20 protein-coding genes and 1 pseudogene are annotated in these 20763 nt (G+C 69.9%); 11 read left to right on the top strand and 10 right to left on the bottom strand.

Annotated features, from left to right (window positions below):
* Positions 1-61: 61 nt before the first annotated feature.
* Positions 62-2293, bottom strand: coding sequence for a transglycosylase domain-containing protein (locus tag ABZ070_RS23575; protein WP_356636946.1), 2232 nt, complete (start codon positions 2291-2293; stop codon positions 62-64).
* Between the two features lie 265 nt (positions 2294-2558).
* Here ABZ070_RS23575 and ABZ070_RS23570 point away from each other — a divergent pair, with 265 nt between their 5' ends.
* The 5 genes from ABZ070_RS23570 to ABZ070_RS23550 all read left to right on the top strand — a co-directional run bounded on the left by ABZ070_RS23570 (position 2559) and on the right by ABZ070_RS23550 (position 7436).
* Positions 2559-3503, top strand: coding sequence for an SPFH domain-containing protein (locus ABZ070_RS23570; RefSeq protein ID WP_356636944.1), 945 nt, complete (start codon positions 2559-2561; stop codon positions 3501-3503).
* Positions 3500-3715: a hypothetical protein gene (locus ABZ070_RS23565; RefSeq protein WP_356636942.1), complete on the top strand. Its 216-nt coding sequence runs from the start codon at positions 3500-3502 to the stop codon at positions 3713-3715. The genes ABZ070_RS23570 and ABZ070_RS23565 overlap by 4 nt, the downstream gene beginning before the upstream one ends.
* Before the next feature lie 108 nt (positions 3716-3823).
* Entirely contained in the window at positions 3824-4348 is a 525-nt protein-coding gene (locus ABZ070_RS23560) for a PadR family transcriptional regulator (RefSeq protein WP_356636940.1), read from the top strand.
* On the top strand, positions 4345-5031 hold the full coding sequence (locus tag ABZ070_RS23555; protein ID WP_356636938.1) for an ABC transporter ATP-binding protein: 687 nt from the start codon (positions 4345-4347) through the stop codon (positions 5029-5031). The genes ABZ070_RS23560 and ABZ070_RS23555 overlap by 4 nt, the downstream gene beginning before the upstream one ends.
* A 92-nt stretch (positions 5032-5123) precedes the next feature.
* Entirely contained in the window at positions 5124-7436 is a 2313-nt protein-coding gene (locus tag ABZ070_RS23550; protein ID WP_356636948.1) for an FtsX-like permease family protein, read from the top strand.
* A gap of 80 nt (positions 7437-7516) precedes the next feature.
* Here the strand turns inward: ABZ070_RS23550 and ABZ070_RS23545 are convergent, their stop codons facing one another.
* Entirely contained in the window at positions 7517-8470 is a 954-nt protein-coding gene (locus ABZ070_RS23545) for a hydrogen peroxide-inducible genes activator (RefSeq protein WP_356636936.1), read from the bottom strand.
* A 131-nt stretch (positions 8471-8601) separates the two neighbouring features.
* Here ABZ070_RS23545 and ABZ070_RS23540 point away from each other — a divergent pair, with 131 nt between their 5' ends.
* Together ABZ070_RS23540 and ABZ070_RS23535 are read left to right on the top strand one after the other, a co-directional pair.
* Positions 8602-9156, top strand: a complete 555-nt coding sequence (locus ABZ070_RS23540; protein ID WP_356636934.1) for a peroxiredoxin — start codon at positions 8602-8604, stop codon at positions 9154-9156.
* 5 nt (positions 9157-9161) lie between these two features.
* Complete coding sequence (locus tag ABZ070_RS23535; RefSeq protein ID WP_356636932.1) at positions 9162-9695, top strand: alkyl hydroperoxide reductase; 534 nt, start codon at positions 9162-9164, stop codon at positions 9693-9695.
* A gap of 75 nt (positions 9696-9770) precedes the next feature.
* On the opposite strand, the gene ABZ070_RS23530 is transcribed toward ABZ070_RS23535, so the two are convergent.
* From ABZ070_RS23530 to ABZ070_RS23510, 5 genes are all read right to left on the bottom strand, one after another.
* A complete protein-coding gene (locus ABZ070_RS23530) occupies positions 9771-10514 on the bottom strand; it encodes a hypothetical protein (RefSeq protein ID WP_356636930.1) in 744 nt (247 codons plus the stop codon).
* A complete protein-coding gene (locus ABZ070_RS23525) occupies positions 10511-11890 on the bottom strand; it encodes an AI-2E family transporter (protein WP_356636928.1) in 1380 nt (459 codons plus the stop codon). The genes ABZ070_RS23530 and ABZ070_RS23525 overlap by 4 nt, the downstream gene beginning before the upstream one ends.
* Positions 11891-12035: 145 nt before the next feature.
* The gene (locus tag ABZ070_RS23520; protein WP_356636926.1) at positions 12036-12728 is read right to left on the bottom strand and encodes a transglycosylase SLT domain-containing protein; all 693 of its coding nucleotides are present in this window, start codon (positions 12726-12728) and stop codon (positions 12036-12038) included.
* A 420-nt stretch (positions 12729-13148) separates the two neighbouring features.
* Entirely contained in the window at positions 13149-14471 is a 1323-nt protein-coding gene (locus ABZ070_RS23515) for a PhoH family protein (protein WP_356636924.1), read from the bottom strand.
* 653 nt (positions 14472-15124) lie between these two features.
* Positions 15125-15886 carry an isoprenyl transferase gene (locus ABZ070_RS23510; RefSeq protein WP_356636922.1) on the bottom strand — a complete coding sequence of 254 codons (762 nt, stop codon included), beginning with the start codon at positions 15884-15886 and terminating at the stop codon, positions 15125-15127.
* Positions 15887-15993: 107 nt separating this feature from the next.
* Here ABZ070_RS23510 and mgrA point away from each other — a divergent pair, with 107 nt between their 5' ends.
* Positions 15994-17031: an L-glyceraldehyde 3-phosphate reductase gene (gene mgrA / locus ABZ070_RS23505; protein WP_356636920.1), complete on the top strand. Its 1038-nt coding sequence runs from the start codon at positions 15994-15996 to the stop codon at positions 17029-17031.
* Positions 17032-17384: 353 nt separating this feature from the next.
* Positions 17385-18548, top strand: a complete 1164-nt coding sequence (locus tag ABZ070_RS23500) for a winged helix DNA-binding domain-containing protein (protein ID WP_356636918.1) — start codon at positions 17385-17387, stop codon at positions 18546-18548.
* 15 nt (positions 18549-18563) lie between these two features.
* Here the strand turns inward: ABZ070_RS23500 and ABZ070_RS23495 are convergent, their stop codons facing one another.
* Positions 18564-18866: a hypothetical protein gene (locus ABZ070_RS23495; RefSeq protein ID WP_356636916.1), complete on the bottom strand. Its 303-nt coding sequence runs from the start codon at positions 18864-18866 to the stop codon at positions 18564-18566.
* 150 nt (positions 18867-19016) lie between these two features.
* Positions 19017-19817, bottom strand: a complete 801-nt coding sequence (locus ABZ070_RS23490; protein ID WP_356636914.1) for an A24 family peptidase — start codon at positions 19815-19817, stop codon at positions 19017-19019.
* 68 nt (positions 19818-19885) lie between these two features.
* On the opposite strand from ABZ070_RS23490, the gene ABZ070_RS23485 reads away from it, so the two are divergent.
* A complete protein-coding gene (locus tag ABZ070_RS23485) occupies positions 19886-20257 on the top strand; it encodes a DUF192 domain-containing protein (protein ID WP_356636911.1) in 372 nt (123 codons plus the stop codon).
* Between the two features lie 25 nt (positions 20258-20282).
* Here the strand turns inward: ABZ070_RS23485 and ABZ070_RS23480 are convergent, their stop codons facing one another.
* A complete protein-coding gene (locus ABZ070_RS23480; protein ID WP_356636909.1) occupies positions 20283-20636 on the bottom strand; it encodes a hypothetical protein in 354 nt (117 codons plus the stop codon).
* Between the two features lie 23 nt (positions 20637-20659).
* Here ABZ070_RS23480 and ABZ070_RS23475 point away from each other — a divergent pair.
* Positions 20660-20763: pseudogene (locus ABZ070_RS23475) on the top strand (glycosyltransferase family 2 protein); the annotation flags it as partial.

The following is a 20763-nucleotide window of genomic DNA, read 5'->3' as shown; positions in this document are numbered from 1 at the left end:
GACATCCAGCCGGCCGCGGCGTACGCGGGAAGCTCGTCGGATATCATGCGCTCTTCGTCGCTCAGGGTTGCAGCGGGCGCCGGTTCTGGTCCCGATCCGCCTCGTCGTCGCCGGGCTCCACCGGCGGTGTGAACGTGCCGGTCGGCGGGATGACGGTCTTCGTCGGCGTCGGGTCGTCCGTCGGCGACGGATCCACGGTCTCGGTGTCCGTGGGTGTCGGGGTGGGGTCCTCGGACTCCGACTCGGTCTCCGTGGGCGTCGGGGTCGGGTCCTCGGACTCCGACTCGGTCTCCGTGGGCGTCGGGTCGGGGGTCGCGACCTCCGCGACCTCCAGGTCGAACTCGGCGTCAGAGCCGCCGTTCAGCGCGCCCAGCGTGTAGTCGGCCCAGATCCGGGCGGGGAATCCGCCGCCGTTGGCCCGGCCGGCCTCCGCGGTGCCGGTGAGGGAGACCTGTCCGCCGCCGTCCTTGGGGGACTCGCCGAACAGGGCCACCACGGTGGCGAGTTCGGGCGTGTAGCCCGCGAACCAGGCGGACTTGTTGTCCTCCGAGGTGCCGGTCTTGCCGGCCGCCTCGTACGCGCTGGACTTCGCGGCGATGCCGGAGCCGTTCTTCACCACGCCCGTCAGGCCCGCGGTCACCGTGTCGGCCGTCTCACGGCTGATCACCTGGCTGCCGACGGGGTCCTCGAGCTCGACCTCGCGGTCCTTGTGCTCGGCCTCGGCGACGATCGTGGGCGTGACCTTCTTGCCGTGGTTGTCGAGCGTGGCGTAGACGCCCGCCATGTCCCAGGTCGAGGCGCCCATGGTGCCCAGCGCGATCGACGGCCGCACCGGGAAGTTCTTGTCCGGGACGCCCAGTTCGAGCGCCGTGTCCTTCACCTCGTCCAGACCGACGTCCACGGCCATCTGCGCGAAAGCCGAGTTGATCGACCGGTTCAGCGACGTCTGGACGCTCACCGGTCCGTAGCTCTTGCCGAGGTCGTTCTGCGGGGCATAACGGCCCTCGATGCCCTCGACCGGGCGCTTGCTGGTGCCGTCGTAGACCGTGTTCAGGCCGATCGGGTTGCCGTCCTGGGTCTCGGCCCCGTTCTCCAGAGCGGAGGCGAACACGACGGGCTTGAACGTGGAGGCGGGCTGGTAGTCGCGGCGGGTGGCGTTCGAGAACCAGTGCTCGGTGGCGCTCACACCCCCGTACAGGGCGACGACCTTGCCGGTCTTCGGGTCGACGGAGGTCGCGCCGGCCTGCACGGTGGCGTCCACCTTGTTGCCCTTGCGGTCCAGGTCGTCCTCGAGCTGCTCCTGCACCGACTTCTCCAGCGCCTTCTGGCGCTTGGAGTCGATGTTCAGGGTGATCGTCCAGCCACCGGCGTCGAGGTCGGCCTTGTCGAGGCCCTGCTCGGCCAGCTCTTCCTTGGCCGCCTCGACGATGTAGCCGGCCTGGCCGCTCAGGCCGGGCGCGGCCTTCGGCGCCTTGGGGACGGGGAACTTCAGGCCGTCACGCGTGCTCTTGTCGAGCCAGCTCTCCTCGACCATGTTGTTCAGCACGTAGTTCCAGCGGTTGGTCACCGCCTCCTTGGTCTCGTCGGAGGCCACGGCCCAGTCGAAGCGGCTGGGGGCCTGGACGAGGGAGGCCAGGTAGGCGCCCTGAGCGACGTTCAGCTTCTCGGCGTCGATGCCGTAGTACGCCTGGGCGGCGGCCTGGATGCCGTACGCGCCGCGGCCGAAGTAGCTGGTGTTGAGGTAACCGGCGAGTATCTCGTCCTTGTCCTTGTTCCGGTCCACCTTCAGCGAGATCACCAGCTCCTTGAGCTTGCGGGTGACCGTCCGGTCCTGGGTCAGGTAGTAGTTCTTGACGTACTGCTGGGTGATGGTCGAGCCACCCTGCTTGCCCTGGCCGGTGACGGTGTTCTTCAGGCCGCGCAGAGTGCCCTTGACGTCGACGCCGGAGTCCTCGAAGAACGTCTTGTTCTCGGCCGCGACGAAGGCGTACTGGACGTCCCGCGGGATCTTCTCCAGGCCGACGATCTCACGGTTGAGCTTGCCCTCACGGGCGAGGATCTTGCCGTCGCTGTACTTGTAGACGTTGCTCTGCAGCTTGGCTTCGGCGTTGGCCTCGGGGACCGGGACGAGCATGTAGGCCACGACGAACGCGCCCATCGCCAGCAGGCACAGACCGAAGAACGTGCCGAGGATCTTCCTGAACGTGAAGAAGCGGCGTATGCCCGAGGGCCCTGCTTTCCTCGCCCGGCGCGCACCGCGCTGCCGGGCCTGTCGCGCTTCCGCTCGGCCCATCGCTTCGTTGCTCCGCTCTGTCGCCCACTAGGTAGCTGTCCGGTGACGTGTCCGTCCGGTGACCAGCCCGAACCAGCTCAGAAAGCTAACACCGGTCGTGCAGACAAAGAGGCATCGATCCGTTCTTTTCAGGACGTGACAATCAGCACCTTGTCTCATGGAACCGACTCACGAACGGCTCAGAGGGTTGCGACGGCCAAAAAAGTGATATCACTATGCTAGAAACGCACCGCTCGATCGCAGCACCGCAGAAACGGGGACGACCATGCCTGCCACCAGCACTATCGACCACGACAACACGGCCGACGTGCCACAGATGCCGTCGCCGCGCGTGCGGGAATTCGCCGCGCACAGCATCGGCGGCGGCCTCGCCCTGCTGCTGGGCCTGCTCGGCCTGGCGGGCGGGGCGGCCCTCGTCGCCACTGCCACGACGTTCGACTCCGCGGGCATCAAGGCCGCACTGATCACCGGCGGCATCCTGATCGGCGTCGTCGCCTTCCTCGCCATGTGCGGGCTGAACATGGTCGCGCCCGGCGAGGCCCGCGTGGTCCAGCTCTTCGGCCGCTACCGGGGCACGATCCGTACGGACGGCCTGCGCTGGGTCAACCCGCTCACCTCGCGGACCAAGATCTCGACCCGTGTGCGCAACCACGAGACGGCCGTACTGAAGGTGAACGACGCCTACGGCAACCCGATCGAGCTGGCCGCGGTGGTGGTGTGGAAGGTGGAGGACACCGCCCAGGCGATGTTCGAGGTGGACGACTTCCTCGAGTTCGTCTCCACACAGACCGAGGCGGCGGTCCGGCACATCGCGATCGAGTACCCGTACGACGCACACGACGAGGAAGGCCTGTCGCTGCGCGGCAACGCGGAGGAGATCACCGAGAAGCTCGCCGTCGAACTGCACGCGCGCGTCGAGGCGGCGGGCGTCCACATCATCGAGTCCCGCTTCACGCACCTCGCGTACGCTCCGGAGATCGCCTCCGCGATGCTCCAGCGCCAGCAGGCGGGCGCCGTCGTGGCGGCACGCCGGCAGATCGTGGACGGAGCGGTCGGCATGGTGGAGGCGGCGCTGACCCGGATCGGCGAGCAGGGCCTCGTGGAGCTGGACGACGAACGCAAGGCGGCGATGGTGTCGAATCTGATGGTGGTGCTGTGCGGCGACCGCGCGGCCCAGCCGGTCCTCAACACGGGCACGCTCTACCAGTGACACCGCCGCCCTCCGAACGGAAGCAGGTGCTGCTGCGGCTGGACCCGGCGGTGTACGAGGCGCTGGCCCGGTGGGCGGGGGACGAACTGCGCAGCACGAATGCGCAGATCGAGTTCGTCCTGCGGCGCGCTCTGTCGGAGGCGGGCCGCCTCCCGTCCACCACCCGACCGATCCCCCGCCGCGGCCGCCCTCCGAAGACGCCGCCGCCGTAGGGGGGCGCCGGGCCGCACGGGGCGGGGGCGCTGCCGCCGCCCCGGGGTCCCGCCCCTCGGGGCGGACCCTATAAACCCCATGTATACACGCCGAGTACAGTGGCTCCCATGTCCATCGGTCACACCCTCCTCGGCCTGCTGGAAGCCGGCCCCCGCCACGGCTACGACCTCAAGCGCGCCTTCGACGAGAGATTCGGGCAGGACCGTCCGCTCCACTACGGGCAGGTCTACTCGACGATGTCCCGCCTCCTCAAGAACGGCCTCGTCGAGGTCGACGGCGTCGAAGCCGGCGGCGGGCCGGAGCGGAAGCGGTACGCCATCACCGAGGCCGGCATCACCGATGTCTCGCGGTGGCTCGCGGAGCCCGAGAAGCCGGAGCCGTATCTTCAGTCGACGCTCTACACCAAGGTCGTCCTCGCCCTGCTCACCGGCCGCAGCGCCGCCGACCTGCTCGACTCGCAGCGCGCCGAGCATCTGCGTCTGATGCGTGCCCTCACCGAACGCAAGCGCCACGGCGACCTCGCCGACCAGCTCATCTGCGACCACGCCCTGTTCCATCTCGAAGCGGATCTGCGCTGGCTGGAACTGACCGCCGCACGGCTGGACCGGCTCTCCGCGGAGGTCCTTGCGTGACCCCCGCCGGCTCTCTGCTCGTCGCCGACGATCTGCGCAAGACGTTCGGAGCGACCTCCGCCCTCGACGGCGCGTCGTTCTCCATCCACCCGGGTGAGGTCGTCGCCGTCATGGGACCTTCGGGCTCCGGCAAGTCGACGCTGCTGCACTGCCTCGCCGGGATCGTCCGGCCCGACTCCGGCACCGTCGTTTACGCCGGGCGGGAACTCACCGCGATGTCCGACGCGGAGCGCAGCGCGCTGCGGCGTACGGACTTCGGGTTCGTGTTCCAGTTCGGGCAGCTCGTACCGGAGTTGACCTGCGTGGAGAACGTCGCGCTGCCTCTGCGGCTGAGCGGCGCCAGGCGCAGGGACGCCGAGCGGACGGCGCTCGAGTGGCTGGAGCGGCTGGAGGTCGAGGACGCCGCGCGCAAGCGGCCCGGAGAGGTCTCCGGCGGGCAGGGGCAGCGGGTCGCGGTGGCCCGCGCCCTGGCCGTCTCCCCCAAAGTCGTCTTCGCCGACGAACCCACCGGCGCCCTGGACTCCCTCAACGGCGAGCGGGTGATGTCGCTGCTCACCGACACTGCCCGCCGGCAGAACACGGCCGTCGTCCTGGTCACGCACGAGTCGCGCGTCGCCGCGTACTCGGACCGGGAGATCGTCGTGCGGGACGGCAGGTCGCGCGATCCGGAGCGGGCGGTATGAGCACACGGCTCCACGAGCGGCACTCCACCGATGAGGCGACCGCCCCCCGCCGGCCGCACCGCGTCCCTGCCGCCCGTCTGCGGGACCTCGCCATGGGCATCCGGTTCGGCACGTCCGGCGGGCGTGAGGGCTGGACGCGTAACGCGCTGACCGCCGTCGGTGTGGGACTCGGCGTCGCGCTGCTGCTGCTCGCCGCGTCCGTGCCGCAGATGGTGGACGGCCGGGACACCCGGGCGGCGGCCCGCACCGCGACCGCCCTGGTGTCGGACAAGCCCGTCACCCGCTCCGACCGGACCCTGGTGGTCGCACAGGCGGATTCCGACTACCGCACGGAGACCGTCGGCGGCCAGATCCTGCGTCCCGACGGCACACACCCCGAGCTGCCGCCCGGACTCGGGCGCGCCCCGGCCGACGGCGAGATGTACGTGTCGCCCGCGCTCGCCGAGCTGCTCGCCTCACCGGAAGGACGCCTCCTGGGGGAACGTCTCCCCCACCGGACGGCCGGTCTCATCGGCGAGGCGGGGCTTCTCGACCCGGGCGAGCTGCGCTACTACGCGGGCAGCTCCACCCTGACCACCGCCAACGGGGGTGTACGGACCGACGGTTACGGCGCCCGGGGCGGCGGCGAGCCGATGGCACCCGTGCTCATCGTGGTCGTCGTGCTGGCCTGTGTGGTGCTGCTGGTGCCGGTGGCGGTCTTCATCGCCACCGCCGTCCGCTTCGGCGGCGAGCAGCGCGACCGGCGACTCGCCGCGCTGCGGCTGGTCGGCGCGGACGCGCGGACCACTCGCTGGATCGCGGCCGGCGAGGCGCTGTTCGGTTCGGCCCTCGGGCTGGCGGTCGGCATCGGGCTGTTCGCCGTGGCGCGACCGGTGGCCGGCCGGGTGCGGGTGTGGGACCTGAGCGCGTTCGCCTCCGATGTCGTGCCCGTTCCGCTGCTCGGCGCGCTGATCCTGCTCGCCGTTCCCGTTGTGTCCGTCGCGGTGACACTGTTCGCGATGCGGGCCGTGACGATCGAACCGCTGGGTGTCTTCCGACAGGCGGTGCCGCGGCGCCGCCGGCTGTGGTGGCGGCTGCTGATGCTGCCGGGAGGACTGGGCGTGCTGATGGCCACCGGCACGTTCGACGGCCCGAACGAGGTCGTTGCCCCGTGGCCGATCGCCGCCGGCACCCTGCTGGTGCTGTTCTCACTGACGGCACTGCTCCCCTGGCTGGTGGAAACGGCCGTCAAGCGACTGCGCGGCGGTCCGGTGTCATGGCAACTGGCGGTCCGAAGACTGCAGTTGACGAGCGGCCCGGCGATCAGGTCGGTCAGCGGCATCACCGTCGCGGTGGCCGGTGCGATCGCACTGCAGATGGTGTTCGCCGGGGTCCACGACGACTTCAACCGTGTCACCGGACAGAACGCCGCACGGGCGCAGCTGACGGTGACGGCGGAGTTCCCCGACGGGGAGCTGGCGGCGGAGATGATCCGCGAGTTCCGTGCCACTCCGGGCGTGCGAAGCGTGATCGGCGCGGTGGAGGCGTACGTGATCAGCCCGGAGCCCGTCGACGCCGACGACCTCCGGCCCACGACGGGGCTGACGGTCGGCGACTGCGCGACGCTGCGTGAGCTGGCGACGATCGGCTCCTGCGCGGACGGCGACACGTTTGTCGTCCACCCGGCCGGCAACGAGCCGCCGAGCAGCTGGATCGACCGCACCGCCAGAAAAGGCCGACCGGTGAACCTCAACAGCAACACGCCCTACGACGGCTCCGCCCCGCTGCTGTGGACACTGCCGAAGAACGCACCGACGGTGACGACCCGGCGCGATCCGGTGGCACGCGAGCACTACGGCATCTTCGCCACCCCGGGCGCGATGGACGTGACGAAGCTGCCGGACGCGACGACCACGGCGAAGGTACGGATCGACGAGAGCGTGCCGGACGCACGGGAGTTCGTCCGCAACACGGCCGCGCGGATCGACCCCTCGCTCAGGGTGCGGACGATCCAGAAGATCGAACGGGACCGGCAGTACGCGAGCGTCCAGAGCGGACTGCTGGCCGCGGCGACCGCGACGATGGCCCTGATCGCCGTGTCGATGGCGGTCGCCCAGATCGAGCAGCTGAGGGAACGCAGGCGCCTGCTGTCCGTACTGGTCGCCTTCGGCACCCCGCGCTCCGTACTGGCACGCTCGGTGCTCTGGCAGACAGCCGTCCCGGTGGCGCTGGGCACGGCCGTGGCGATCATGGGCGGCGTGGCCCTCGGCGCGACGATGCTGCGCATGCTCGCAAAACCGGTCACCCACTGGGGTGCGTTCGTGCCGGTGGCGGGCCTGGGTGCGGCACTGATCCTCACGGTGACGCTACTGAGCCTGCCGGCGCTGTGGCGCCTGATGCGGCCGGAGGGCCTTCGGACGGAGTGACGCGTGCGCCCCCGAGCCCGCCCGCCGGGTGGCCCGCCGCACACCGGCACAACGGAAAGGCGCGGGTGGGGGATGACCCCTCACGACACCACTCGTACCGGCAGCGCCCCCATCGCCTCCCGCAGCGCCTTTGCCAGTTCCTCGAATTCGTCGCTCCGGGCCGCGCCCGAGCGCATGGCCAGGGCGATGCGGCGTGACGGGGCCGGGTCTGTGAACCAGCCTGTCTGGAGGCGGGCGGCGCGGCCCGTTTCGACGTCGACGGCTGTTCGGGGGAGCAGCGTGACGCCCAGGCCGCCCGCGACCAGTTGGACCAGGGTGGCCAGGCCAGCCGCCGTCGTGGTCACGGGGGCGCCTTCCGTGCGGCCGGCCTCGCGGCAGATGTCGAGGGCCTGGTCGCGCAGGCAGTGGCCCTCGTCGAGCAGCAGCAAGTGCAGTTCACGCAGCGCTTCGCGCGGGATGTCCTGGCGGCCGCCGAGCCAGTGGTCCTCCGGTGTGACGAGGACGAAGTCCTCGTCGAAAAGCGGGAGTTCGGTGACGCCCGGCACCCCGAGCGGAACCGCGAGCAGCAGCAGGTCCAGCCGCCCCGCCGACAGGCCTTCCAGCAGGGAGGACGTCTGCTCCTCGTGGACCTGAAGGTCCAGTTCCGGGTACCGCTCGTGCGCCAGCTTCAGCACGCTCGGCAGGAGGTACGGCGCGACCGTGGGGATCACGCCGAGCCGGAGCACCCCCGTGAACGGCGCCCGCACCGCCTCCGCCTCGTCCATCAGCGCGCCGACCGCGTCCAGCACCGCCTTGGCCCGCACCGCGAGACGCTCCCCGGCCGGGGAGAGCAGCACCTTTCGGGTCGTACGCTCGAGGAGCTGGACACCCAGTGCCTCCTCGAGTGCCGAGACCGCGCCGGACAGCGCGGGCTGGCTCATCCCGATTGCTGCCGCGGCGTCCCGAAAGTGCAGATGCTCGGACACGGCGGCGAAGGCGCGCAGCTGTGCGAGGCTCGGTTGTTTGACCCGGTTCACCGGAATTACTGAAGCCACTGATAGGTACCTCCGATCGCGATGACCGAGTCTAGCTATTTCCGCGATCAATGCACCCTGTGCCACCATCAAGATCCGTCCAACCCCCTGGAAGACCCCAAAAGGGACCTTCCTCCATGCAAGGAGAGCGCGTGCTCACTGTCGGTGACCAGTTCCCCACGTTCGAACTGACTGCCTGCGTCTCGCTGGAGAGCGGCAAGGAGTTCGAGCAGATCAACCACAAGTCCTACGAGGGCAAGTGGAAGGTCGTCTTCGCGTGGCCCAAGGACTTCACCTTCGTCTGCCCGACCGAGATCGCCGCGTTCGGCAAGCTGAACGAGGAGTTCGCCGACCGTGACGCCCAGATCCTCGGCTTCTCCGGCGACTCGGAGTTCGTCCACCACGCCTGGCGCAAGGACCACGCCGACCTGCGTGACCTGCCCTTCCCGATGATGGCCGACTCGAAGCACGAGCTGATGCGCGACCTCGGCATCGAGGGCGAGGACGGCTTCGCCCAGCGCGCCGTCTTCATCGTCGACCCGAACAACGAGATCCAGTTCACCATGGTGACCGCCGGCTCCGTCGGCCGTAACCCCAAGGAGGTCCTGCGGGTACTGGACGCCCTGCAGACCGACGAGCTGTGCCCCTGCAACTGGACCAAGGGCGAGAACACCCTCGACCCCGTCGCGCTGCTCTCGGGCGAGTGATCCGAATGGCTCTCGACGAACTCAAGTCCGCCATCCCGGACTTCGCCAAGGACCTGAAGCTGAACCTCGGTTCGGTCATCGGCAACAGCGAGCTTCCGCAGCAGCAGCTGTGGGGCACCGTCCTGGCCTGCGCGATCGCCTCGCGCTCGCCGAAGGTGCTCCGTGAGCTGGAGCCGGAGGCGAAGGCGAACCTATCCCAGGAGGCGTACACCGCCGCCAAGTCCGCCGCCGCGATCATGGCGATGAACAACGTCTTCTACCGGACCCGGCACCTGCTGTCGGACCCGGAGTACGGGACGCTGCGCGCCGGTCTGCGGATGAACGTCATCGGCAACCCGGGCGTGGAGAAGGTCGACTTCGAGCTCTGGTCGCTCGCCGTCTCCGCGATCAACGGCTGCGGCCAGTGCCTCGACTCCCACGAGCAGGTGCTGCGCAAGGCCGGTGTGGACCGCGAGACGGTCCAGGAGGCCGTCAAGATCGCCGCGGTGATCCAGGCCGTCGGCGCGACGCTGGACGCAGAGGCCGTCCTGGCCGAGTAGCACACACGCGCGAAGGGCCCCGGCCGACTCTCCTGTCGGCCGGGGCCCTTTTTTGCGTCCGGTGTGCGGGCTGCCTCAGTTCGTCAGCTCGAGCATCAGCGCCTTCATGTCCTCGACCAGCAGCGGCTCGATCTCCGCCATGTCGGTCAGCGGCTCTCCGCTGTCCACGTCCCAGTCGCTGTGTGCGGCCATGGTCAGAACCGCCTGGCCGTCCAGTACCTCAAGGGTGATCCCGCTGCTGTCGGAGTCCCGGACGATGTACGCATGCTCACCCAGATCGTCGATCCGGGTGAGCTTCGTGGTCGCGCCGAAGTAGTTGTGCCGCGCGGCGACGGTCCCCTCGAACTCGGGTCCGGGATCGGTCTTCTTGTGCAGCGTGTAGCCGACGGTGACACTCGGCATCGAGCCCATCTCGACGCCGTCCTCGTCCTTGGGGGCCTCGTACCCGACCGGCCTCATGTCGGCGGAGCAGCCGGAGTCGTCGACGCTCTCGTGCTTGTTGCCCCACGTGTAGCCCTCGCCCTCCCGCTTGCCGAGCACGGCGGACACGGCCTTCAGTTCCGCGTCCTTGCACAGGTCGGCGCTGGCCCGGTAGCCCCCGAGGTCCGGGGCCCTGGTCTCGTACACGTAAAGTCCGCCCGCCCACAGCGCCGACGCGACGACCGCGCCACCGAGTGCCCACAGCCAGGCGGGGCGCGAGGGACGGGAAGCGGCGGGGGCGTCCTCGGTCGTCACCACGTCCTCGGTCCCGGACCGTTGTCCGGGGAGCTCGGCCGCGCCGTAGCGCTCCTCGCCCACCAGTTCGGGTTCGGAGATCATTCCTGCTCCTCCTGCCTCGGCGACCTCGGGGTGTCGCCCTGCGATCCGGGCCCGCCGGGCTCCGGCTTGGCCCCGCCCGACGCCGACGTGGCCGCCGCGTCCAGGGACGTCGATCCGTGCGGCGGCGGCGACTGCCGCAGCGCCTGCTCCCTGCCGTACGCGCGCAGGTAGCCCACGACCGTGTTGGTGACGGCCACCAGCGGCACCGCCACCACGGCGCCGCCGATGCCGGCCGTCAGACCGCCCGCGGCGACGGCGAGCACCACGGCGAGCGGGTGCACCCGTACCGCCCGGCCGAGGATGAACGGCTGCAGCACATGGCCCTCGATCTGCTGTACGGCGAGGACGACGATGAGCACCATCAGCGCGGTGAACACGCCCTGGGTGACGAGCGCGACGACGACCGCGAGGGCGCCGGAGACGACCGCACCGACGAGCGGGATGAAGGCGAACAGGAAGATGAACACGGCGAGCGGCACGGCCAGCGGCACATCGAGGAAGTAGAGCCCGAGACCGATGAAGATCGCGTCGATCAGGGCCACTATGACCGTCCCGCGGACGTACGCGGTCAGAGTGCGCCAGGCACGCGGCCCCGCGCCGGCGACTCCCGGACGCGCCTGCGACGGGACGAGCCGGAGCACCCACTCCCAGATGCGCTTTCCGTCGTACAGCAGGAACAGTGTCGAGAACATCGCCAGCAGTATTCCTGTGAGCACCTCGACCATGACGCCCACGCCCTGCAGACCCGCGGAGGTGATCTCCTCCGTGTTGGTGCCGATCGTGTCGCTGAGGTTCTGGGCGATGTCGTTGATCTGGCTTTCCGTCACATGGAACGGACTGTTCAGCAGCCAGCGCTTGAGCTCCTCGATACCGTCCCTGACACGGTCGGAGAGGTTGTCGAGATTGTCCATGACCTGCCAGACGACGAACCATCCGACAAGCCCCATGATGACGAAGCCCAGGATCGCGGTCCCGGCGGTGGCGAGGCCCCGCGGGAGGCCGAGCCTGCACAGCCGGGCGACGGTGGGCTGGAGCATCGCGGTGACGAGCAGGGCGGCCACGAAGGCCAGCACCACCAGTTGCACCGCACTGATGACCCGCATCAACACCCAGAGCGTGCCCGCGAGTACGAGCAGCCGCCAGCCTGCCTCCGCGGCGACCCGGATACCCCACGGGATGGCGGCGACCGGATCGGGCTTGGCCGCCACGGCGGGGGCGTACGAGGGCGGCGGCGGAACGCTGTCAGGAGTGTGCGGAACCCCGGGCAGGCTGTCGTCGGAGTCCTCCGCGGCTTCGCTGCGGCGCTCGTCCAGACGCTCTCCTATCCGGGTCAGCCCGGCGCCCACTCGGCCGAGCCATCCTGGAACTTTCGACATGTTGCTTCCTCTTCCCCCACACTCTCCCCCTGCGCCCAGGGGCGCGGTGGCGCCCCCGCCGGGAATACCAGGACCTGACCGTACACGCACGGAGCCCCTCACCGTAGGACGGTGAGGGGCTCCGGAAAGTTGAGCGTCTGCCCGACTAGTACCAGTGGTTGGCCTGCCAGAACGACCACGCGCCACAGGGGCTGCCGTAGCGGCTGTCCATGTAGTTCAGGCCCCATTTGATCTGGGTGGCCGGGTTGGTCTGCCAGTCGGCACCGGCCGACGACATCTTGGAACCCGGCAGCGCCTGGACGAGGCCGTAGGCACCGGAAGACGGGTTCTGCGCCCGGTAGTTCCAGGTCGACTCGTGGTTCACGATGTTGCTGAAGCACTGGAACTGGTCGGCGGGCACCATCTGGCGGGCCATCGCCTGGACCTCGGCGACCGTGTAGGACGACTGCGTCGAGAAGCTGGACGCGTCGCGCACGGAGTCACGGTTGGCGCGTGCCTCCGCCTCCTCGCGCTTGCGCTCGGCCTCCTTCTCGGCGGCCTCCTTCTTCGCCTTCGCGGTCTCGGCGGCCTGAAGCCGGGCCGACTCCTCGGCGGACTTCTGCGCAGCCGCGTCCGCGGCAGCGGCCTGGGCGTCGGCCTGCTGCGTCAGGGACGAGACCTGAATCTGCGCCTGCTCACCCATGGGGATGTCCGCGAGGAGCGTCGTGTCGGCAGCGGTCGCCTCGAGGTTGTCGCCCGAGGGCTGAGTGCTGCCCGACGCGACGCCGACAACGGCGCCTACGGTGGTGACCGCAGTAGCCGAAGCGACTGCGAATCCCCGGACCGAGATCCGGCTCACACGGTTTCCTTCCAGCATCGCCCGCATAGGTGACCTCGCGAGCGCAATCGTGCCCCTGGCGCTGGCCTCCCCACTGCTTGGGTCACGGGAGGCGCGGGCCCGGTGGGCAACCCCTTGGGAGGAGTTGCCGCGTTGTGCTCGCGGGCGGCATACGACGGACAGGTCTTGAGTTGTGTGTTGCTGTGCACCAACTGTGGTGCCGATGTGTCGCATGCGGGGCCTGACGGAAGCAAGACTCTGCCGGAAGCCGATACCGCAAGGCAATTCTTCGTTGCGTGTGAAAGCTCACACCCCGTTTACGCCAGGGTGTTTGGAGGAACGGCGGACAGCGCGACGCCGCCCGGCTAGGCTCTTGCGCTTCGCCGGGCGGCGTCAACTGACTTGCCCTTTTTGCCAGATAAGCCTCTGGCCCTTATGGGGCTAAATCTGTCCGTCCTCCAGCATTTCGGTCACGAGCGCGGCGATCTGCGAACGCTCGGAACGGGTGAGGGTGACATGCGCGAAGAGTGGATGGCCCTTCAGTTTCTCGACCACGGCGACGACTCCGTCGTACCGCCCGACCCGCAGATTGTCCCGCTGCGCCACGTCGTGCGTGAGGACGACCCGGGAATTCGCCCCGATACGGGACAGAACAGTCAGCAGGACGTTCCGCTCCAGGGACTGGGCCTCGTCGACGATGACAAATGCGTCGTGCAGGGAACGGCCCCGGATGTGGGTCAGCGGCAGAACCTCCAGCATGCCGCGGCCGAGCACCTCCTCGATGACCTCCCGGCCCGCCACCGCGGACAGGGTGTCGAAGACCGCCTGGGCCCAGGGGCTCATTTTCTCGGCCTCGGTGCCCGGCAGATAGCCGAGCTCCTGCCCGCCCACCGCGTACAGCGGCCTGAAGACCATCACCTTCTGGTGCTGTTGGCGCTCCAGGACCGCCTCGAGACCCGCGCAGAGCGCCAGCGCCGACTTTCCGGTGCCGGCCCGGCCGCCGAGCGAGACGATGCCGACCTCGTGGTCGAGCAGCAGGTCGAGGGCGATGCGCTGTTCGGCGCTGCGGCCGTGGATACCGAAGACCTCGCGGTCGCCGCGCACCAGACGGATGTTCCCCTCGGCCGTGATGCGGCCCAGAGCCTTGCCGCGCTCCGACTGCAGCACCAGGCCGGTGTGGACGGGAAGACCGGCCGCCTCCGGCACGTACAGCGACTCCTCTCCGTACAGCAGGTCGACCTGCTCGCCGGAGAGTGGCAGCTCCGCCATGCCGGTCCAGCCGGCGTCGGTGATGGCGAGCTCCGCGCGGTACTCCTCGGCGAGCAGACCGACCGAGGACGCCTTGATACGCAGCGGCAGGTCCTTGGAGACGACCGTGACGTCGTATCCCTCCGCCTGCAGGTTGCGCGCGACCGCCAGAATCCGTGAGTCGTTGTCCCCCAGTCGGAAGCCGGCCGGAAGTACGCCGGGATCGGAGTGGTTGAGCTCGACACGCAGGGAACCGCCGAGATCGCCGATCGGGAGGGGGGCGTCGAGGCGGCCGTACCTGACCCGGAAGTCGTCCAGCAGGCGCAGCGCCTGGCGGGCGAAGTAACCGAGCTCCGGATGGTGCCTCTTGGCCTCGAGCTCCGTGACCACGACGACGGGGAGCACGACCTCGTGCTCGTCGAAGCGGCTCATGGCGTTCGGATCCGCCAGCAGGACGCTGGTGTCGAGAACGTAGGTGCGCCGGTCGTTCATACGGCGCTTTGTGCTGTTCACCACGGAAGGACGTACCCCCTCGGACGAGGTCGGGGTGCGACGGCGTCGCGGGCCATGGGTCCACCCGCCGAAGCGGGGGACGGGCCGGGCTCAGGCCACGATGCGCGGGCCGAGCGCCGGCCCTCCGCGTGGTCCGCACCGCTGGTGCAGTCCTTCGTGTGCAAAGGGCCTCCCGGGTGAGCGGTGTCGGCCGCTCACTGAGATACGACGTTCGTGGATCGGACGTCGACCTGCAAGTGGTATTCCCTCGAACAAGTGCAGCCATGCCAGGGGCGTGGCGTCGTGGTGATGAACACGGGGTGACGGGGGCCGCTGGGCGGGGGCCGTTCCCCTGCCCTCCCCACTGCCTGGCGGCCGTGGAGCCCCGATTCCCGTGACCGGTGCAAGCCCCGGACCCGTACCGCGCTCCGCGCGGTGTCCTCGAACTCCTACGGCCTGCGGCCGTGGGTATCTCCTACCCGCCAGGCGTGAGTGCCCCCGGGACGGGCTGACGATCAGCCTGCCGGCGACCCGCGCGGATGCCCGGCGGAGGTTCCACGCCGCCAGGCGAAGAGGGGGTGCCTCCGGACGGGCTGACGGAGTCAGCCCGTCCGGCGCGGGGGCCCGGTGGGGGTTCCACGCCGCCAGGCACAGGGTGAAGAGCCCCGGTTCGGGCGTCAGGAGCCGTAGCGGCGGTGGCGCGCCGCGTAGTCCCTCAGCGCACGCAGGAAGTCGACCTTGCGGAAGGCCGGCCAGAAGACCTCGCAGAAGTAGTACTCGGAGTGCGCGCTCTGCCAGAGCATGAACCCCGACAGCCGCTGCTCCCCGCTCGTGCGGATCACCAGGTCCGGATCGGGCTGGCCCCGGGTGTACAGGTGCTCCGAGATGTGCTCGACGTCGACGATCTCCGCGAGCTCCTCGAAGCTGGTGCCCTTCCGCGCGTGCTCCAGCAGCAGGGACCGCACCGCGTCCGCGATCTCCTGGCGGCCGCCGTAGCCGACGGCGACGTTGACCAGTATTCCGTCGATGTCCGCCGTGGCCTGCTCGGCCTCCTTCAGCACCGTCTGGGTGTGTCCCGGCAGCAGGTCCAGCGTTCCCACGTGGTGCACGCGCCAGCGCCCGTCGGCGGCGAGGTTGCGCACGGTGTTCTCGATGATGCCGAGGAGCGGGGTCAGCTCTTCCGCGGGCCGGTCGAAGTTGTCCGTGGACAGGAGCCAGAGGGTGACGACCTCGACGTCCGTCTCGGCGCACCAGCCGAGCAGCTCGGAAATCTTGTCGGCGCCGGCCTGGTGCCCCTGGGCAGCCGTGCCGCCCGAGGCCTTGGCCCAGCGGCGGTTGCCGTCGAGGATCACTCCGATGTGCTTGGGCACCTGGTCGTGGTCGAGGCGGCCTTCCACCCGGCGTGCGTAGAGCCCGTACACCAGGTCGCGCAGGTTCACTGTTCTTACACCCCTCCATGCGGCAGTCCCCGAAGGCGCAACAGTACTGCGGCCCGGCCGCAGCGGCCCAACGCGGTGTGTCACAAGTACGTGATAAGGAGGGAAGCGTGACTGATTCCCCTTACTACCTGGCAGACGCCGACCGCTACGAGTCCATGGAGTACCGCCGCAGCGGCCACTCCGGCCTCAAGCTCCCCGCGCTCTCGCTGGGCCTCTGGCACAACTTCGGCGACGACCGCACCCTCGATTCGCAGCGCGCCATTCTCCGCCGGGCCTTCGATCTCGGTGTGACGCACTTCGACCTGGCGAACAACTACGGACCGCCTCCCGGGTCGGCCGAGCTGAACTTCGGCAAGATCTTCGCCCAGGATTTTGCCTCTTACCGTGACGAACTCATCATTTCGACCAAAGCGGGCTACCTCATGCACCCCGGGCCGTACGGCGAGTGGGGTTCACGGAAGTACCTGCTGTCGTCGCTCGACGCGTCCTTGAAGCGGATGGGAGTCGACTACGTCGACATCTTCTACTCGCACCGCTTCGACCCGGAGACTCCGCTCGAGGAGACGATGGGAGCGCTCGCGTCCGCCGTGCAGCAGGGCAAGGCGCTGTACGTGGGTGTGTCGTCGTACAACGCCGAGCAGACCGCGGAAGCGGCCCGGCTGCTGAAGGAGATGGGCGTCCCGGCCCTCATCCACCAGCCTTCGTACTCGATGATCAACCGCTGGATCGAGAGCGACGGCCTGCTCGACACGCTGGAGGACGCCGGCATGGGGTGCATCTCCTTCGTGCCGCTCGCACAGGGCCTGCTCACCAACAAGTACCTGAAGGGCATCCCCGAGGGGTCGCGCGCGACGCAGGGCAAGTCCCTGGATCCGAACCTGCTGTCCGACGAGGTCCTGCGGCGGCTGCAGGGGCTCGACGACATCGCGTCGCGGCGTGGCCAGTCGCTGGCACAGCTGGCGATCTCCTGGGTGCTGCGGGATCCGCGGATGACGTCCGCGCTGATCGGCGCGTCGAGCGTGAAGCAGCTCGAGGAGAACGTCGCGGCGCTGGCCGGGGCGCCTCTGACGGACGCGGAACTTAGCGAGATCGACACCTTCGCGGTGGACACGCAGGGCACGAACATCTGGGCCAACCGGGGCTGACCTGTTCGCTCGCCCGACCGCGGAGAAATTGGCGGAGAAACCCGCGGAGAAATAAAACGGGCCGGTCCGTGGGGGGGATACGGACCGGCCCGAGGGGGGGGTTCCACCATAACCCTTCGTAAGTGGTGGCGGGTGCCGCGCCATGCCAGAAGTGTCCACGGAATTCCGCCGAGGTGGCGTGGAGCGTTGCGGCGTCAGGCCTGCCGGGGCCCTGGCATACCTCCCACGGGGGACCCCGGCCACGAGGCGCCGCATTGACGAACGCAGTGACGCAGCGTCAAGTGCTCGACAGGAAGCCGCCATTGGGCCGTAGCGGCCGGGATCTGACCTACTTCACTTCTACCGTCGTTCCCATGACGAAACCGCCGGATGTGACATGGCCGCAGGCGAACGCACGAAGGCTGGCCCGCCAGGGTCTGTACGCCCCCGGCTCCCACAGCTCCCCCGCCGCCGTCGCCGGATCGATGCTCGGCGCGCACGCGCAGGTCCTCTCCGCCGGGGAGCTCTCCATCGCCCTGCGGCTGCCTACCGGTACGACACGGGCCCATGTGCGTGAGGCGCTGTGGACGGATCGCACCCTGGTGAAGACGTACGGCCCGCGGGGCACCGTCCATCTGCTGCCCACGGCGGACCTGCCGATGTGGACGGGCGCGCTGTCCGCCGTCCCGGCCGGGCCGAACCAGTGGCCCGACCACGTACGGATGACACCGGAGCAGACGGACGAAGTCGTCGCCGCCATCCGTGACGCCCTCACCGGCGCCGAGCTGACCATCGGCGAACTGACCGACGCGATCGTCGAGCGAACCGGCCCCTGGGCCGGGGACCGGGTGATGGAGGCCTTCCAGGACATGTGGCCGCGCTGGCGACAGATCACGCACACGGCCGCCCACCGCGGCGCCCTCGCGTTCGGCCCGAACCGCGGCCGCAACGTCACCTTCACCTGCCCCGCCGTCACTCCGATGGCCGATGCCCCCGCGGTCGCGAGACTCGTGCGGCACTACCTGTACGCATACGGCCCTGCCACCCCCGCGCACTTCGCCAGGTGGCTGGGCGTACCGAAGGCGTGGGCCTGCGAGCAGTTCGGAAAGTCGGCGAATGCCGGCGGGATCGAGGCAGTGGCCTTCGAAGGCGCCCCGGCGTGGGTGGCATCGGGCGACACCGTGTTCGAGGACGCCGATCCGCCCCTTGGCGTGCGCTTCCTCCCCTACTTCGACGCGTACGCGATCGCCTGCCAACCCCGGGAACGCCTCTTCCCGGGCGCCGCACAGACCCGGGCCCTCGCAGCCGGCCAGGCCGGGAACTACCCGGTGGTGCTGGTGGACGGGATCGTCGCGGGCGTCTGGCACCAGCGCCGCTCGGGCAAGCGCCTCATCATGACGGTCGAGCCGATCGGCAGCGCCCTGGACCGCCGAAGTGCCCGCAAGGACCTGATCGCCCAGGCCGACCGCGTCGCGGAAGCACTCGAAGGGCGAGCGGAACTGTCGGTGGGGCCGGTGACGGTGGGGCCTCACGCGTAGGGCGTCTCGTTCAGGTCAGCCGGTTCGCAGGTGGCTGAAGCCCACCTCGAAACGCTCGACCGAGAGGATGCGCTGGCCTTCCCGCTGCGCGGTCTCCTCACGGATGCGAGCCGCTTCACGCTCACTCGCCAGCATCGTCTCCTCGTCCTCCCACAAGGTCAGCGACCGCGCCTTCCCCGTGGCCCGGTCGACGAGGTAGTAGACGCCCAGGAAGCCGGGCACCCCCTGGATCTGCCGCACGACCTCTTGCGACTGCGCACTCAGGTCCCCCTCAGCGGGTACGGGCGACCCCTGGTACGTACTCAGCCTCGCGAACATCTCGACGGTCCCTTCCCTGACCGGGCTGCCCCGGTCGGGGAAGGGACAGCTCCAGGACCAGGGTGCGCCCGGCGTCCCGCACGCCGCATCCGGAGTCACGCCTGGCGCGGAGGCGACGGCGGGGTCGTGGACGACGCGTGGCCGGCCGCCTCAGGACCCCGACAGGGCGCCCAGCAGCAGCCCCAGAAAGGCACCCGTGATCATGAACGGGCCGAAGGGGATCGCCGTCTTGCGGCCCGCACGGCGCAGCAGCAGCAGCACCACGCCGTAGAGCGAGCCCAGCACGAACCCGGCGAACGCACCCGCGAACACGATCGCCCAGCCGTACCAGCCGAGCAACACCCCCAGCGACAAGGCGAGTTTGACGTCACCGAAGCCCAGACCGCCGGGGTTGATCAGGAAGAGGAGGAAGTAGACCGCGCCCAGGGCAAGGCCGCCCAGGAGGGCCGTCGGCCAGGACCCGCCGGCGCCGGGAGCGAGTGCGGCGAGTCCGAGCAACGAGGCGGAGGCTCCCGCGAGGGGCAGCGTCAGCTGGTCGGGCAACCGGTGGACGTTGCGGTCGACGAGCGCGAGCAGCACCGCGAACGGGGTGCACAGCAGCCATACGGCAAGCTCGGGGCGCGCCTCCGTCGCCGCCGCCAACGCGACGCAGACGGCAGCGGTGACGGCGGGGACGAGTGCCGAGCGGCGGTACGGGACGGGTCGGCGCTCCCCGGTGACCGGCAACGTCGAGGCCGAGGTGGCCGCCGGCGCCCGTACGCCCGACACGCAGGCACTGCACCGGGCCGCGCCCACCCAGCCGCCTGCCGGCCCCGTGATGGCATGCCCGCCGGGGCACTGTGCGCGCCAGGCCTCCTCCGGTTCGACGGACAGCCGGTACGCGGCACGCGGTATGAGCAGCCCGGTGCCCGCACCCCACAGAGCGGCTACGGCGATCAGCGTCACGTCCACGGGAGGAGCCTAGATGCCGGCCGGCAGACGGCCAGGGAATGAGCGGGTCCGGCGCTACGGTCTGCACCATGGGCAAATGGCGAGACGGCACAGCCGAGTTGCTGATACCGGGACACGACGGTCCGGTGGGGTTGCGGATCGCCGCCTCGTCCCGGGCGCGTAGGCGTGGGCTGCTCGGCCGGGACGGTATCGACGGCGCGATCATGCTGACCCCGTGCGCTGGTGTGCACACCTTCCGGATGCGGTTCGCGATCGACGTGGCCTATCTGGACAAGGAGTTGCGCGTCGTCCATGTGCACACGATGAATCCCGGGCGGCTCGGAATGATCCGGCTGCGCGCACGGCACGTACTGGAGGCGGAGGCAGGGGCGATGGCCGCGTGGGGCCTCGCACCCGGCATGCGGGTGGCGATCAGGACACCGGGCCGGGGCGACCCGTGACCATCAGCCCCTGGCCGGCGGACGGTCAGCCCTCGTACAGGCCGACGCCCTCGCCGGCCGCCGCGCGCATCAGGACGTCGGCCAGCTCCGCCGGGGTGGAGAGCATCGGGTAGTGGCCGGTGGCCAGTTCGAAGAACGTGACTCCGGGCTCGGCGAGTTTGGCGAACCGCGGCATGCCGGTGCCGTGCAGCGTGCGGGCGAACTCCAGGCTGAGGCCGTTCGCGAGACAGAACACCCCGGTGGTCGGGAGCCCCCGCCAGTCGCCGGTCAGCTCGATCGGCTCGGTGACGGTCCGGACCGGCTGCGGGGTGGCCAGACGGTGGTAGCGCTCCAGCTCCGCCGGCGGGACGGCGTGCACCGTCGGGATCTCCTCGGGCACCGGGATGACGCCGCCGAGGGCGCGGTCCAGCAGGCCGCAACGTCGGCATCGAGGCCTTCGGCCCCGGCGGCCGCGACGTCGACGTCATGCTCTTCCTCGACGACGACGGACTGCTGCCCGAGACCGA

This window comes from Streptomyces sp. NPDC006283, assembly GCF_040613325.1.
In the GTDB taxonomy this organism is placed as follows: domain Bacteria; phylum Actinomycetota; class Actinomycetes; order Streptomycetales; family Streptomycetaceae; genus Streptomyces.
Note: the sequence above shows the minus strand (reverse complement) of the source record. Positions and strands in the feature narration are given on the sequence as shown.